The sequence below is a fragment of the Candidatus Nitrotoga fabula genome (assembly GCF_905221025.1).
In the GTDB taxonomy this organism is placed as follows: domain Bacteria; phylum Pseudomonadota; class Gammaproteobacteria; order Burkholderiales; family Gallionellaceae; genus Nitrotoga; species Nitrotoga fabula.
This window is the reverse complement of sequence record NZ_CAJNBL010000044.1, coordinates 21,180-36,569: the sequence shown is the minus strand read 5'-3', so window position 1 is coordinate 36,569 and position 15,390 is coordinate 21,180. Positions and strand designations below refer to the sequence as shown.

14 protein-coding genes, 1 tRNA gene and 1 pseudogene are annotated in these 15,390 nt (G+C 50.7%); 11 read left to right on the top strand and 5 right to left on the bottom strand.

The window, feature by feature from the left end; genetic code table 11:
• Positions 1-51: 51 nt before the first annotated feature.
• A complete protein-coding gene (locus tag KJA68_RS10245; protein WP_213036842.1) occupies positions 52-768 on the bottom strand; it encodes a DUF2490 domain-containing protein in 717 nt (238 codons plus the stop codon).
• A 192-nt stretch (positions 769-960) separates the two neighbouring features.
• Between KJA68_RS10245 and KJA68_RS10240 the strand changes: the two genes are divergently transcribed.
• On the top strand, positions 961-1,293 hold the full coding sequence (locus KJA68_RS10240) for a hypothetical protein (RefSeq protein WP_213036841.1): 333 nt from the start codon (positions 961-963) through the stop codon (positions 1,291-1,293).
• Between the two features lie 21 nt (positions 1,294-1,314).
• Here KJA68_RS10240 and KJA68_RS10235 read toward each other — a convergent pair whose 3' ends face one another.
• Positions 1,315-2,571, bottom strand: coding sequence for an alginate export family protein (locus KJA68_RS10235; RefSeq protein ID WP_213036840.1), 1,257 nt, complete (start codon positions 2,569-2,571; stop codon positions 1,315-1,317).
• A gap of 317 nt (positions 2,572-2,888) precedes the next feature.
• Positions 2,889-3,311 (bottom strand): OsmC family protein, encoded by a 423-nt coding sequence (locus tag KJA68_RS10230; RefSeq protein ID WP_213036839.1) that lies wholly within the window; start codon positions 3,309-3,311, stop codon positions 2,889-2,891.
• Between the two features lie 406 nt (positions 3,312-3,717).
• Here KJA68_RS10230 and rpsU point away from each other — a divergent pair, with 406 nt between their 5' ends.
• The 5 genes from rpsU to KJA68_RS10205 all read left to right on the top strand — a co-directional run bounded on the left by rpsU (position 3,718) and on the right by KJA68_RS10205 (position 8,706).
• Positions 3,718-3,930, top strand: coding sequence for a 30S ribosomal protein S21 (gene rpsU / locus KJA68_RS10225; RefSeq protein ID WP_213036838.1), 213 nt, complete (start codon positions 3,718-3,720; stop codon positions 3,928-3,930).
• Between the two features lie 77 nt (positions 3,931-4,007).
• Positions 4,008-4,454, top strand: a complete 447-nt coding sequence (locus KJA68_RS10220; protein WP_281412169.1) for a GatB/YqeY domain-containing protein — start codon at positions 4,008-4,010, stop codon at positions 4,452-4,454.
• A 331-nt stretch (positions 4,455-4,785) separates the two neighbouring features.
• Complete coding sequence (gene dnaG, locus KJA68_RS10215) at positions 4,786-6,525, top strand: DNA primase (protein WP_213036837.1); 1,740 nt, start codon at positions 4,786-4,788, stop codon at positions 6,523-6,525.
• Between the two features lie 130 nt (positions 6,526-6,655).
• Complete coding sequence (gene rpoD / locus KJA68_RS10210; protein ID WP_213036836.1) at positions 6,656-8,587, top strand: RNA polymerase sigma factor RpoD; 1,932 nt, start codon at positions 6,656-6,658, stop codon at positions 8,585-8,587.
• Between the two features lie 42 nt (positions 8,588-8,629).
• Positions 8,630-8,706 (top strand) — tRNA-Ile (locus tag KJA68_RS10205).
• 112 nt (positions 8,707-8,818) lie between these two features.
• On the opposite strand, the pseudogene KJA68_RS10200 reads toward KJA68_RS10205, so the two are convergent.
• Positions 8,819-8,980, bottom strand: a pseudogene (locus tag KJA68_RS10200) (transposase); the annotation flags it as partial.
• Between the two features lie 223 nt (positions 8,981-9,203).
• On the opposite strand from KJA68_RS10200, the gene KJA68_RS10190 reads away from it, so the two are divergent.
• From KJA68_RS10190 to KJA68_RS10175, 4 genes are all read left to right on the top strand, one after another.
• Positions 9,204-9,575 (top strand): hypothetical protein, encoded by a 372-nt coding sequence (locus KJA68_RS10190; RefSeq protein ID WP_213036835.1) that lies wholly within the window; start codon positions 9,204-9,206, stop codon positions 9,573-9,575.
• A 540-nt stretch (positions 9,576-10,115) separates the two neighbouring features.
• The gene (locus KJA68_RS10185) at positions 10,116-10,520 is read left to right on the top strand and encodes a PA2779 family protein (protein ID WP_213036834.1); all 405 of its coding nucleotides are present in this window, start codon (positions 10,116-10,118) and stop codon (positions 10,518-10,520) included.
• A 44-nt stretch (positions 10,521-10,564) separates the two neighbouring features.
• Positions 10,565-11,497: a PA2778 family cysteine peptidase gene (locus KJA68_RS10180; RefSeq protein ID WP_213036833.1), complete on the top strand. Its 933-nt coding sequence runs from the start codon at positions 10,565-10,567 to the stop codon at positions 11,495-11,497.
• 263 nt (positions 11,498-11,760) lie between these two features.
• On the top strand, positions 11,761-12,321 hold the full coding sequence (locus tag KJA68_RS10175) for a lipid-binding SYLF domain-containing protein (protein ID WP_213036832.1): 561 nt from the start codon (positions 11,761-11,763) through the stop codon (positions 12,319-12,321).
• A gap of 284 nt (positions 12,322-12,605) precedes the next feature.
• On the opposite strand, the gene dksA is transcribed toward KJA68_RS10175, so the two are convergent.
• A complete protein-coding gene (dksA, locus tag KJA68_RS10170; protein WP_213036831.1) occupies positions 12,606-13,028 on the bottom strand; it encodes an RNA polymerase-binding protein DksA in 423 nt (140 codons plus the stop codon).
• Between the two features lie 566 nt (positions 13,029-13,594).
• Here dksA and KJA68_RS10165 point away from each other — a divergent pair.
• A complete protein-coding gene (locus tag KJA68_RS10165) occupies positions 13,595-15,337 on the top strand; it encodes an alkaline phosphatase D family protein (protein WP_213036830.1) in 1,743 nt (580 codons plus the stop codon).
• Positions 15,338-15,390 lie beyond the last annotated feature (53 nt).

The window sequence follows — 15,390 nt, the reverse complement described above, 5'->3', positions numbered from 1 at the left end:
TATGGACGGCTCCTGGGGGCTTGTTGCTGGGTTATCCCCGGGCAGAACGAACTAATAATCTAAGAAGAAATTAATCGACAAAATATGGTCGTTCAGGTTGACTGAAGTGTTCGAGCGGTTGATATACTGGTTCATGTAGCCGATTTCTGTTTTGCTGTTTTTGTCAAAATTGTATCCGATACCAAGAAATAGCCGGTTCTGGTCAAATCCTGATTTTGGCGACCAGTCGGTGTCGTTCAGATTGAGAAAATATTCATCGCTGGCTACCAGACTATAAGCAGGGGCTTGGCTGAGCGGGCTGGAAATCTTCAACATTTGTCGCAAGCGAAATGCAGTGTCATCCCCTACGCGCGGTGCCCACCGTTGCTCAAATCGCGTTCTGCTGCTGAGCATGCCAAAGGAATAGGAATCTTTCCATGAGAACTGTTGCCACAGCCTGCGTTCGTTGAAAGGGGTTCTGGTAAAGGGTTCATCAGTGGGGATCCAGCCAAAACCCATCCAGACACTACTGTTTGGGTTGATTTCATACCCGATCCCGGGGCGGACCATTACCTGGGATAAGCGTGACGTGTCATCCCCAAATCGGCCCTGAAATTCTGCCCAGTACTTAAAATTCTTCCATGCAGGGTTGAAAGATTTCAGGCTACCGGTCGCGACTACTGCGCCCCACGTTTGGAAATCGTTGATATCGGCTGCGGCAGGGATAGGGTTTGAGAATAGCAGGGCGGACAGGATTACCGTTTGAAGCGTATTGATTCTGGATAGCACGGTGCTCTTTTCTCCATTGAAGTGAGGGCGGATAACCTGTGAGACAGGTAAATTTGGAATGTAATGGGGTGTCAGTGATAAAACCGTACGGTCAACTTAAGCAATTCCGTATATTGCGGGTTATATCAATCGAATTCTATTGCAGATTGGCATTTTTTGCAGCACTAAAATTCTGCTGACAAAGTGTAATGAATGGATCGGGTAGTCAGCAGTAGCTTGCGGCGACAGAAAGCATTGCCGGGCTGGATTTCGTCGGAGTCTTTTGCCTTCGATTGTTCAAGGAATCTAGGGAATCTGGTTCTCGTAGTTGCAGGTATTTTGTGGCAGGTAGCTGTCAGAATGCTGGTTCTGGCACAATGCGGTTACTGGGCTGCCGCTGGCCAGGAAGGAGTCGATGCCGGAACGGGAAAATGTAGGCAATTCAGGCTAAGGGAGCGGTTTGGAGAAAGTTACGGTTGTTTCCTGGGGGTGCTGCTACTGATTCCATGGGGCGGGATGAACGAATCCCGCCCCTGGTATTATTGATGATGCTGCGTTTCAGTGCGATCAGAAATTCATTGCACCATATAGCCAGAATTTGTCTGTGTCGATACAAGCTGGACAGTCTGGGTTCCCTACCCGGTCTGTTCTAAAGAAGGCAGCCCGGGTACCAACCGACCAGGTCTTGTCGAACTGCTTTTCTGCCATCAAATCCCATTCCGTTCCGTACTTGCCCCCGCCAAAATCTGCCTGGAAATCATGGTAGTCGGCTCTCAGCACTATCCCCGCAACCGTGGTGCTGAGTGTTCCGTAAACATCCTGCAGACCCTTGGCAGGAGTTGCCAGGAACACGTCGGCCCACCCGTTGAATGCGAACAGCGTGGCCAGTGGTGTAGAGAGGGATTGTTTTCCGTTACTGCTGAGCAATTCATACCCTACCTTGAATGTGGTAGGAAGATTGGCTACATTGAAACCTACACCGCCTTCCAGCAAGGTATAGTGAACGTTGTAATTATTCGGGTTGTCTGCGTAGTCAGACTGATCTGCATATTCCGCGGAATAGAGAAGTTTGGTTCCAGCCCCGATCGGTGCCGAACCAGTAGCACGGATACCCAGGGTGCGGGTTGAGTTGTTTCTTCCAAAAGCTTTTGCAGCGGAATCATAGTCCAGGAAATAGCCGTATCCCACGATATCGGCGAACTTGAACCCGGAGTATTTGATATTGATCAGGGGCGAGCTCATCTTGTGGTCACCCATGAGTGCGCCGGTGCCGTTATCAATTGATGAATTCGTGAATACGCGGTTAACGTTATAGAGATAAGCTGCGGTGATGGTGGTGTCAGGAAGCGACTGGTTGACCGCGGTAACACCATCATAGGTTTGCCAGTTTTGACGCCAGACAACGTTACCAATCCAGCGGTCATTGTCCAGCCGGATTACTTGTCGGCCGTATTTCACTTTCGTCTGAGGCAGCCCACTATAGCTCAGGTAGGCCTGGTTGATTTCGGTACCCCTGGGGTCGGCCACTACTGAGTAACCGGTCTGACCATTTGTTCTGCTGTTGTATGTATGATTGCCCGCAATGCTTTCAATCTGGACCATGGCGCCGAACCCTTTGTACTCGGCGGTTTCATATCCGAGGCGCAGCCGGAAGGTGGAAGCCTCCGCGGTTTTAAGCCCGCTGGTTGGCTGGTCTACGTTCTCATAGCGGTATTGCAGATTGGCTGTAACCTTACCGCCGGTCAGGGCTTCGGTAATCGTATCTGCCGCATGCGCCTCCGGGCCCAGTGCGGCGAATGCGAACGGGGCAAAGAGTGCTGACATCTTTTGAAGTAATGTCCTGCTTCTGAATTTCATTGTGCTGTCTCCCTGAAGGTAGATAAAACATTGTAAAAATGCATGAAAACTGTTTTTTGGTAAGTCTGTTTTTTTAATGGATGCACGGCTGCCGGGCTCAAATTTTTAGGTGGCACGTACCCGGATGTCGGTATGCAGGATGAAATTAAATTTATTGTTATGTTTTATCAGCTTGTCCCTAGACCCGGATATTAGCCAGTATATAATTTTTTTGCGATTTATTCTTGATTTATAGCAAAAAATCAGAAAATAAATGTCAGGGATGGCAATGGATTTTCGTTGGCTCAGGCCGTGTCCTGAATGATCTCAAAATCATGAGTGATATCTGCCATTTTGCTTAGCATGATCGAAGCGGAACAGTATTTCTCCGCAGACAGGTGAATGGCACGTTCGACATGCTCGGGTTTAAGGTTTTTGCCGGTCACAATAAAATGAAAATGAATTTTGGTGAATACTTTTGGATCTTCGCTGGCCCGTTCAGCATCGATTTTCACTTCGCAGCCTGTAACCTGCTGACGGCCTTTTTCAAGGATGTGAATCACGTCGTAAGTGGTGCAGCCGCCTGTGCCAAGCAGTACCAGTTCCATTGGTCTCGGGCCGAGATTGCGTCCTCCACCCTCCGGGGGGCCATCCATCAATACGGAATGACCGCTTTCGGTTTCGCCTAGAAAAGTAACCTGTTCTTTCCATTTGATACTTGCTTTCATGATCCTCTGAACCTTTCAGTATATCCGGTTGGCATACGCATGCTTGCAGGACGGAAGTGGCCCGCATGTCCGGCATGCCTGTCTGTAAAAAACATTATGTTACTCGATGCTATTGGGCGCAATCGATTATTTTTCTTCCGGACGCTTCTTGGTGGAATGACAGTCCGGGAATGGCCTGGATGTCTGAAAGCTTAACGTTCAAGGCAATAAATGATAGATATGATTTTGTTTGCGGGTAGTAACATGGATGGTTCACTGGCTTGGGTTCAAAATTCGAAACGGAATCTCACGTGCAGCATTTCGTCAGAAATTTGTAAAATCAGGTTGTCGAGTAGGTCAGTGGTTTGGTAGAATCTCGCCTTTAAATTTTAGAGTAGGGTGGTTCCATGTTTAGAAGGGTAGTTTCATGACGATTGTGCGTGTTAAAGAGAATGAACCGTTTGAAGTGGCGATGCGCCGGTTTAAACGTTCAGTAGAGAAGACGGGTTTGCTGACGGAACTGCGTGCCCGCGAATTTTATGAAAAACCCACTGCGGAACGTAAGCGTAAGCTGGCTGCTGCTGTAAAAAGGCATTTCAAGCGTCTGCGTAGCCAGGTTCTCCCGCCAAAACTGTATTAAGTCCACGCATACGTACTGTATGCGCTTGAATGCATGGACTTCTGGTCCTCCATATTTATTGCGGTATCGGGCTGGCCATGAGCTTGAAGCAAAAACTCACAGATGACATGAAGGCGGCGATGCGCGCCAAGGATGCGGTGCGTCTTGGCACGATTCGTTTGCTCCTGGCTGCAATCAAGCAGCGTGAGGTGGACGAGCGTATCGAATTGTCGGATGCAGATATAGTCGCAGTGATCGATAAAATGATCAAGCAGCGTCGTGACTCCATTGAGCAATTCGAAGCCGCAGGCCGTCAGGAGCTGGCTGATACTGAAAAATCGGAAATATCCGTTTTGCGTGATTATATGCCGCAGCAGATGACGGAAGCCGAAGTAGAGCAGGCAGTTATTGATGCGATTGCAGCGAGCGGAGTTCAAAAATCACAGGAAATGGGCAAGGTGATCGCTTTGCTCAAGCCGAAGCTTGCAGGCCGGGCTGATATGGGCAAAGTATCGGCACTGGTCAAAGCGCGCCTGGCTTCCTGATCGCAATGTCATTTCCGGATTGCCGGAATTGGCGGTAATATCCGTAATCCTTTGTTAAGAGCAGCTTGCAAAGCTGTTGCGCCTGAAAGCCGGGATATCAGTCGGTGGGTGTCAGGCGGATTTGCCTTGCTTGGCCTTGCGGGTTCCCTTCTGCCTGTGGAAACGGTGACTTTTGCAGGAATCCGGTGAGCAGAAACCGGGTTGGTTATCCGGAAAAACAAGCCGTGGGTCTGTCCGGATCGTATGCGCCTCGTTTGGAAATTATGATTCGTATGGTATGTTTTGATGATATCGTATATGTAAATTCTCGTTGCATGGTTTTCAGGATGGGATGATTCCAAAGGGTTTTATCCATGATCTGCTTAACCGCGTTGATATTGTCGATGTGGTCGGGCGTTACGTTCCGCTAAAGAAGGCAGGAGCGAACCATGTTGCCTGTTGCCCTTTCCATAATGAAAAATCTCCCTCATTTACCGTAAGTCAGAGCAAGCAGTTTTATCATTGTTTTGGCTGTGGCGCGCATGGCACGGCAATAGGGTTTGTCATGGAACACGGGGGATTGGGTTTTGTTGAGGCGGTGGAGGAACTGGCCGGGACTGTGGGGATGACCGTGCCGCGTGAAGTCGCTGCACCAGGAAATCCGCAGCAGAACCAGATTGCTCCGGGCATGCACGAAATCATGCAATTGGCAGAGCGTTATTACCGGAATCAGCTCAAGCAATCGCCTGCGGCAATTCAATATCTCAGACAGCGCGGGTTGAATGGGGAAATCGCCCTGCGTTTTGGTATCGGTTATGCTCCACCAGGCTGGCAGAACCTGCAAGCCATTTTTGAAAATTATCAGGAGGATGGTCTGCTGGAATCCGGCCTGATCATCCAGAATGAAGAGGGCAGGCGATACGACCGTTTTCGGGATCGTATCATGTTTCCCATTGTAAATATTCGTGGCCAGGTGATCGGTTTTGGCGGGCGCATCCTGGGTACAGGCGAGCCCAAGTACCTGAACTCGCCCGAAACCCCCCTTTTTGAAAAGGGGCGCGAGGTATATGGTCTATACCAGGCGTTGAAATCGATACGTGAAAAGCGCCAGGTTGTGGTGGTGGAAGGTTATATGGACGTGCTGGCTCTTGCCCAGCACGGAATTGAAAACGTCATTGCCACATTGGGGACGGCCACCACCTCTTGGCATATCCAAAAACTGTTGAAGCTGACCGATCAGGTCATATTCTGTTTTGATGGTGACCCGGCAGGGCAGCGTGCGGCATGGCGCGCGATGGAAAACGCGCTGCCCCGGCTTACAGATGGGAAACACATCGGTTTTCTGTTTCTGCCTGCGCAGCATGATCCGGACAGTTTTGTCCGGGAGCAGGGCGCTGCCGCATTTGAGCTTCTCGTCCGGCAGGCATTGCCGCTGTCGGCGTATATACTGCGTGAATTGTCTGCACAGTGTGACCTGCATACGCAGGAAGGACGTACGGATCTGCTGCAGCGAGCCAAGCCCTTGCTAACCGGAATTTCTGCGCCGGTAACTGCGCTTTTGCTCCGCAAGGAAGTTGCGGCGCTTGCCGGAATCACTCAGGCCGAGCTGGAAGCGTTGTATGAGATCAAGTCGCTCAATACTGTGTCGCGTCGTGCATTGCAGAAGGTGAAGCGTCCGGCAATTTCAAGTTTGCGTGCATTGCTGCGTTGCCTGTTGTTTCAACCCGATTTAGTGCGGGAACTCCCGGAGGACTGGAATTACTCCGGACCGGAAGCGGCTACGATCATTGAGTTGACCGAATGGTTGCGTACCCAGGAAGGGGCGACCGGAAGTGCAGCCGTGATCCAGCATTTTCAGGGAACGGCGCACGAATCTCTGCTGGCGGCAGAACAGGCAGAGTCGATGCAATGGGGGGAATCCTTTGATGTGAGGGCCGAGTTCCGCGACATACTGGCCAGATTGCGGGATGAGCGGCGAAGACAGCAATTGCATGCGTTGCATGCGAAAATGCATGGCGCTGGCATCAAGGGGCTGGATGAACAGGAAAGATTGCTTTATCTGCAACTATTGCAGCGTCATGACGTCCAATAGGCGCACCAGATAACGGATGCAGGGAACGTTTTAGTAAAAACGGGTATAATGTTTATATTTCCTTCCGGAAAAAGCATTGCGATCCTCTGTAATGTAATAACTCATTGAATAAAATTGGAATGTATTCAATATGGCAACACAGCAAGACAAGAAAATCTCCCCTTCGGCCAAGCAGGCTTCAAATGGCAGGCAAATTCCTGATCCGGTAGAGCAGCTTCAGGAAATTGAGGCGCGTCGTACGCGACTCAAGGCTTTGATCATTCTGGGCAAGGAGCGCGGCTATCTGACTTTCGCCGAGATCAACGACCACCTTCCCGAAATGCTGGAGGCAGAGCAGATTGAAGGCGTGGTCAGCATGATCAACGATATGGGGATAACCGTATGCGATGATGTCCCCGATGCGGAAAGCCAGATCATGAGCGATGTAGCTCCCGTGGTGGCGGACGAGGATGCGGTGGAAGCAGCTGAAGCTGCACTCTCTACGGTTGATTCGGAATTTGGCCGTACTACTGATCCGGTACGCATGTACATGCGAGAGATGGGCACGGTGGGCCTGCTCACGCGCGAAGATGAAATTGTTATCGCCAAACGGATTGAAGAAGGCCTGAAGCACATGATACAGGCAGTTTCTGCCTGTCCTACCACCATTGCCGAGATTCTTGCGCTGGTTGACAAGGTAACCCAGGATGAATTGCGCATAGACGAAATTGTGGATGGTTTCATCGAGTCCGAGGATGAAGCGGTGATCGTGGATGCCGATGCGGGCGAGGAACTCCTGGAAGAAAATGAGGAAGAACCGGGAGACGGTACCGAGGATTCCGATGCCATTGCCGCAGCCAACCTGGCCAAGCTCAAGGTGGATGCGCTGGAGCGTTTTGCAATTATTCGCGAACTGTTTGCCAAGATCGGCAAGGCGTATGAAAAATATGGGTATCGCAGCCCACAGTACAACAAGCTGCAGGAACAGATTTCAGCTGAGCTTACGAAATTCCGTTTCTCAGCAAGACAGGTAGATGCCCTGTGCGACACCATGCGTCATCTGGTAGAAGAAGTGCGCTCCCATGAGCGCATCATTCAGAATCTTTGTGTAACCAAGGCACACATGCCGCGCCCGCATTTTATTGCCACCTTCCCGGGAAATGAAGAGAAGCTGGACTGGGTAACCCGCGAAGTGGCTGCCAAAAAAACCTATAGTGAAGCGCTGGCCCGTTATGAGGCTGCCATCGTCGAGCAGCAGCAGAAACTCATCAATTTGCAGCAGCGTGTGGGCATACCCATTCGCGACCTGAAGGAAATCAACAAGCAGATGAACAACGGCGAAGCCAAGGCACGCCGGGCCAAGCGCGATATGATCGAGGCCAACCTGCGCCTGGTAATTTCGATTGCCAAAAAATACACCAACCGCGGTCTCCAGTTCCTGGACCTGATTCAGGAAGGAAATATCGGCCTGATGAAAGCGGTGGATAAATTTGAATACCGTCGAGGCTATAAATTTTCCACCTATGCAACCTGGTGGATACGCCAGGCCATTACGCGTTCCATCGCCGACCAGGCTCGCACCATACGTATTCCGGTGCACATGATTGAAACCATCAACAAGATGAACCGGATTTCACGCCAGATCCTGCAGGAAACCGGCCTGGAAGCTGACGCGGCAACGATGGCACTCAAGATGGAAATGCCGGAAGACAAAGTCCGCAAGATCCTCAAGATCGCCAAGGAGCCCATTTCCATGGAAACTCCTGTGGGCGATGATGACGATTCCCATCTGGGCGATTTTATCGAGGATTCCAATACGCTGGCGCCCATTGAAGCGGCCGTCTATGACAGTCTGCGCAATGTAACCAAAGACATACTGGATTCTCTTACCCCCCGCGAAGCCAAGGTATTGCGCATGCGTTTCGGTATTGAAATGAATACGGACCATACTCTGGAAGAAGTCGGGAAGCAATTCGATGTAACACGTGAACGAATCCGCCAGATCGAGGCCAAGGCATTGCGCAAGCTTCGTCATCCGTCCCGTTCCGACAAGCTTAAAAGCTTTCTCGATGGGGAAAGTTGATTATAATGGCTCCGTTTGACAGGGTCGCTTTCAAAAAGTATTGGGTCGTTAGCTCAGTTGGTTAGAGCAGAGGACTCATAATCCTTTGGTCCGCGGTTCAAGTCCGCGACGACCCACCAAATAAACAAGCACTTGCGATAATATCAATGGTGCTTTTTTATTTTCGGGTTACGCTGGGGTTACACTGCAAGAGCAATCGGCTCTACCCCATTAACGGGGGATGAGCATTCATCAGACCCGGTTAATTACACCGTTCCATCCGCACTGAGCCAAGACTCGCATGCGGTAATTTTTAAAATTTCTGAACTCATACGCTCTGCGCGAGAGCATCTCCATCTTCGTGTGGAATCCTTCGGTAATGCCGTTCGATTTCCGCCGCAAAATTACCTCTCGATGGAAGAACTGCAGGCTGACCTGGATGTCTGGATCGTGACCTACAATAACGACCGCACCCATTAAGGAAAGATGTGTTGTGGCAGAACACCCATCGAAACCTAGATTGCCGGAAAGGAGATTTGGAACGAAAAAGTTGATAAACCGAACTCGATCTAACAGCCACCGCACAACTCAAAATCGGTAACTGTCAGATGAAGTCTGCACTACTACACATAAGTTTATGAGCCCTCTCACACTTGTCGTTGTCATTGCTTTAGGCGTTGCTTTTGGAATAGCTGCTGCACTTTACGTTGGAACGCTGTTTGCATTTGTTAGCGGAGCTTTGCTTGTTTCCATTGTTCTGTTTTTAACCTTTGTCTTACTGCGTGTGTCGCTGAAAGAGGGCATTTCCCTCACTAAAATAATCAATGATGGGGTTCGCTTGTATTTTCGTGCGATTCCGCAAGCTTGGAATATGCTCACTCGCCCATCGGAATTAGGCGATGAATTTTTTGTTCGTAGGCGAATTGATGGACTGGTAATTCTTTTCGTATGTTTTGTGTGGGCAGTCGTTATTGTTGGGGCAGTACTGCTTGTGCTTTTTCCAACCTAATCAAACCAAACCCACAGCCTTCCGCAGCATATAGTTCGACACATCTATGCGGCCGATAGTGGTGCTGGTGCTGCGGCGTCCCGTCGCACGCATCAACACATGTACCCCAACACCTTTTGAACTGAGCATGGTGGCAAAGCTGCGTCGTCCGCTGTGGCTGCTCGCATAGTCGATGTCACATTGCATATTGAATCGCAGCGGGTTTGTGGAGACTATTGGGTTAGAATAAAACAGGCTCTGCAAACTTGATTGCCAATTTTTGGTAATATCGTTTTTTGGCTTCGGCCTTGGCGCCTAGCTGCTATTGCACGGCTTCCTCCATGCTCACGGTGTTCACCACCAGTTCCAGGTGGGTCAGTATCTCAGTCAGGCACGTGGCGGCCGATGTAGTTCTTGACTGCCTTGTTGGCCAGGTAACTGATAATCAGGTGCATTAGATAACCATTCAAATTAAAGTCCGGTATAATGTGTAGCCGATCGAATTACCCGCCCCTTTGCCGGCGGTATTCGAGTTACACGCAATTCTTTAAGGAGAAATCAATGAAACGTCTTCAACGGTTACTTGTCGTCGTTCTTACGGTCAGCCTGATCAATACGACGATGATCCAGAGCGCCCAAGCTGCGCTGGTGTCGACGGAAGAAGTCACGCGCATCGCCGCCGTCGATCAGACTACGTCCGGCCATGCCCGCCTTGCCGACGCTATGGGTCGTGCCGAGGTGCGCACCGAAATGGAACGACTCGGTGTCGACCCGGCCTTCGCCGCCGAGCGTGTTGCTGCACTCACTGACGAAGAAGCCGGCCTCCTCGCCGACCAGATTAACAGTGCGCCCGCCGGCGGTGACGGCGGTATCATCGGCGCGATCCTGCTGGTGTTTTTCGTGCTACTGATAACCGATATCCTCGGCTTTACCAAGATATTCCCGTTTACGCGGTCGGTACGCTGAGCGACGCATACGCGCCTCATTGGGTCTGCACAGGTGGATGTGCCATGGCTTTGCGACGGGTAATATGCCTGCTGCTCGTTATCTTCCTCCTTGGCGGCTGCGCCACAAGCGCTTCGCGGTTGCAGGCGCAGATTGCCGCCGATCTGCCTCTCCGCAGAGAACTCTCCACCACCCCGTTTTTTCCCGACGACAGCTATTTCTGTGGGCCGTCGGCCCTGGCTACGGTGTTGTCGGCGGCTGGCCTGGCCACGCAACCTGAAGCCCTGATTGGCCAGGTTTTCCTGCCCGGCCGGGAAGGTTCGCTGCAGATCGAGATGCTGGCCGGCGCGCGCCGTCAGGGTGCCGTTGCAATGGTGATTCCGGGCACACTGGAGGCGCTGCTGCGCGAGATCGCCGCCGGTCATCCGGTGGTTGTGCTGCAGAACCTCGGCCTGTCCTGGGCACCATCCTGGCATTATGCGGTGGTGATCGGCTACGATGCCGGCCAGATTCTGCTGCGCTCTGGTACGCTCGCACGCCAGGAAATGAGCCTGCGTACCTTTGAAAATACCTGGAATCGCAGTCAGCGCTGGGCCTTTGTCGCGCTGTTGCCGGGACGTCTGCCAGTAACGGCGGACGAGACCGAGGCAACACGTGCGCTTGTCGCCTTCGAGCGCAGTGCTCCTGCAGCCACTGCGGTGCAGGCGTACCGCAGCGGTCTTGAACGCTGGCCCGGCAATTTTACTCTGGCGATGGGTTTGGGTAACGCCTTATATGCTTCTGGCGACAGAGCGGGTGCCGAAGTGGTATTCCGCCGTGCCGCAGAGAGCCACGATCTGGCGGCGGCGCACAATAATCATGCGCGCGTGCTGCTCGAACTCGGTCGCATTGGAGAAGCGCGCCGCGCCGCGGAGCGCGGCCTTGCCGTCGCCGGCGCGCAGAGGCAGACGCTGCTGGAAACTCTCAAGGCCATAGAAACCGCGGAGGAGGTACAGTAAGTTGCCGGTTCTCGTCTGGGTGGCAGAAAAAGTCGTAAAGCCAACTTTGAAACGGGGTTGAGCACAGCGGCCACGATCATGATCAATTTATTTTGGTATGGTTTTGTTATGTATGCTAGCGCACAGAATATTCCGGTCAATCCGGACATCATTTGGGCAGGAATTCTGGCCTGATATGGTGGATGACCCTGGTTAGGGTTTATGTAGGTTGTTGTTAAATTCGTTTCCAAACTTTATTAAGTAATGTCTTTAAGGAGGTCAGCATGATTACCATTCAACGTGTTCTGCACAGGTTTCTTTTCATTGTCTTGGCGATGTGTCCGCTTGTCGCTATGAACAGTTATGCCGATGAAAGCAGGGAAGATTTAAACAAGCAGGCCGCCCATGCGCTTCAGATGTTGATCAAGAGCAATCCAGTCGCAGCAGAATTTTCGAAGATAGCCAAAGCGACGCTGGTGTTTCCTAAAATTATCAAAGCCGGTCTTGTATTTGGAGGAAGCTTTGGAGATGGGGTTTTAATGAAGAATCGCTCTGTCGCAGGCTACTACAGGTCGACAGGGTTATCCTGGGGGTTGCAGGCGGGTGCGCAATCGTATGGTTACGTTTTGTTCCTGATGAATGATAAGGCAATGGATTTTCTTGAGCAGTCCAAGGGCTGGGAAATTGGAGTAGGGCCGTCGGTAGTCGTGATGACCGAGGGGGCAGCCAAGAATGTGTCCACTACCACGATAAAAGATGACGCCTATGCCTTCATATTTGACCAGCAGGGATTGATGGCAAGTCTGAGTATTGAAGGGAACAAAATTACCCGACTCCAGCATTAGAGAGGGGCATGACGCATGGCCCGGGCTTGAGTGATCAGGCCACGGGTTGCCGGATTGTGGTGGATCTAAATGATCATGGAGGGGTAGGCTTGCCGGGCAAGCGCAATGGGCGGGTGAGGGAGCAGTGATGCAGGTACGTCGAATGGGTTTAAGGCGGCAGGGAGATTTCCGGGCCAAATATAGGGCAATTTTATTTATATGCCGGTAACGGAAACAGGCAGGATCGGGCGGCCTGTTTCCTCTTTATACACATTGTGATTTAGTGAAAATCAACCTCGAAGAAATTATTTTGCGACCTGTCTTTCACGGATTTCATCCAGTGTTTTGCAGTCGATGCACAATGTTGCAGTCGGTCGTGCTTCCAGTCGGTTTAGTCCGATTTCAATACCGCATTTTTCGCAGAATCCATATTCGCCGTTGTTTATTTTCGTCAGCATTTCATTGATCTTTTTGATCAGCTTGCTTTCGCGGTCGCGGCTGCGTAATTCGAGAGCCATGTCTGATTCCTGGCTTGCGCGATCATTTGGATCGGCAAATACGGTTGCATCGTCTTGCATGGAGTGCACGGTACGGTCTATGTCTTCGCCCAGCCCAAGCTTGATACTGTTTAAAATATTACGGAAATGCTCCAGCTGTTTTGGGTTCATGTACGCTTCCCCTTTTTTGGGTTTGTAAGGGGTAATGGATTTTGGCGACTGCACTGACATATGTAGCTCCAGAAACATATAAAATTTTAAAAATCAGACTTTAATACCAGAAATTGATTCAAGCCGCAACCGGAATCATTTCACTTTTGGAAAGAGTCCTGGGTGGGATGAATGGGAATGGATGTTTATGTATCCCCGCTCATTATTTTAGCGGTTTCTGACCGAATGAGGGACAAAGTCATGGAAAAAATGGAGGGTATCCCGTTCACAGGGTTCGTTCTGTGGACGCATCCTTGAAATTTCTGGTCTGAGGCCTGCCCCTGCAATGATATCCGGATTTTTTAGGAAGGACTCTCGTTGGGGTAAGGAGCATCATTGGAGCTGGATTGGAATGCCATGAATCTGCCATACGCATTCAGGCAGAATGTGTGACATGCTCAATCCATTTTGTATTATTATTTTAACAATATGGCCGGTATGCTATCTTGCATCCAATTACAACCCACAAAACCTAATCAGGAAACAGGTGGACAGATCATGAGATTTTCAGCGGTATTACCGTATCAACAGGCAGGGATTCCCGGTTCTGGGCAATCCGGAATTCATTCAATCGAGATGTACTTGCTATGAGTACGCTTCGTAAACCGGCTCTGGGACCCATTGTCGGGCATACCACCCATAAATCATGCAGGCTCTGGATTTCTGCCTCGGAGGCTCTGGATGATAAAAATAGTGCGCAGGACAGGCGCACCATTGGAATAATCGGTATTGTCGGAAAAAACGGGAAAGTAAAACCTCCAGATATTTTTTATTTCAGGCTGCATCGTGAATATGACCGGTCGGGTACCTTTAATCTTGGGGCCGATGTTTCTATAGGAATGGCTGCATCCGAAGAACTTAAGGTTCAGCCCTACCGGCTTGAACCTGCGACTACCTACTGGGTGCGGATGGCTTCGCTGAGCCTTGATGATGCATATCCGGATGATAGTAATGTGGATGATGCATCCATCATATCCAAGCTGCCTCCACCAAAAGCGTGGGCGGACAAACTGAATTTGCCAAGAGGGCTGGAAGACGCATTTTCAGAAGCCATTTTCACTACACAGCCGGCGCCACCGGACTCGGTTTCGGTCATGCCCCTGAGTTTTCTTCTGGGTTCATGTCGCTATCCCGGTCTGCTATGGAAACGCAAGGAGGCAGATCGCATTTTCGGTCCCATGCTGAAGGAAGCCCTGCAGGAGCATCTTCCGGAAGGGGCGCGGCGCCCGGTGAATTTCACGCTAATGGTTGGGGATCAGATCTATGCCGATATGTTTAATCGCCTGGTGCCGATTGGTCTGGCGGATACCTATGAGGAATTTCAGGAACGCTATCACACTGCATTTGGCTCACGCAATATGCGCGCATTTCTAAGCAGGGTTCCGACTTATATGATACTGGATGACCATGAAATTGAAGATAACTGGACACAGGATCGGTTGCACCAATCCCGCAAAAACCGGAGTCTGTTCAATGTGGCGATCGGAGCGTACATGAGTTACCAGTGGAGCCATGGGCCGCGCTTCAAGGATAGCTATGTGCATAGTCTTCCGGCGGGTGAGGGCGAGTTTCTCAAAAGAATGCAAACCTTGAATTTGTTTTATGATTTTTCATGTTCAGGGTATCCGTTTTTTGTTTTGGACACACGGACGCAGCGTTATAAGCAGGAGGATGGGCTGGATGACAACCATCTGCTCGGGAAGCCTGCCCTGCATGAAGCAGAGCCAAGCCAGCTGAATCGGCTTTGCGCCTGGCTTAGGCATATGGGGCAAATGCGGAACAACGCGCCCAAATTCATTGTGACTTCAAGTGTATTCCTGCCAAACGGAGTGGACGAGCGGGAGGGGAAAAATCCCGGTGATAGCGATTCATGGGCTGCATTTCCTAAAACGCGCGACGCCGTTTTGAAGACGATTGTTGAAAACAGGATTGAAAATGTGGTGTTCTTGTCTGGCGATATTCACTGCTCCTGTATTTCAAAGCTTGAATTTTCTGGAAAGGGAGAAGGGTTGACAGCATATTCCATTGTCTCCTCGGCATTTTACTGGCCATTTTCTTTTGCGGACGGCGATCCGGCAGGATATGTGCATGATTCCCAGGATATTCGCACACGCGATGAATTTGAATTGTCGGGAGGGCTGGGCAAGATGAATTACAAGGCTTGGGCATTCACACAGGATGATAATTTCTGCCGCATTGACGTTGAGCCGGGTACGGCCGAGTTGGTGGTACAGATGTTTGACTGGGATGGGGCTCCTGTGGAAACGCGCAAGCAAAATGATGCATATAATCATCTTCCGGAGCGGCTGAAGCTGGCCAGGTGGGCCTGAAGCCCGCGAAACATACGGATACGTTGCATATCCAGAACATTTATTGATTGAAG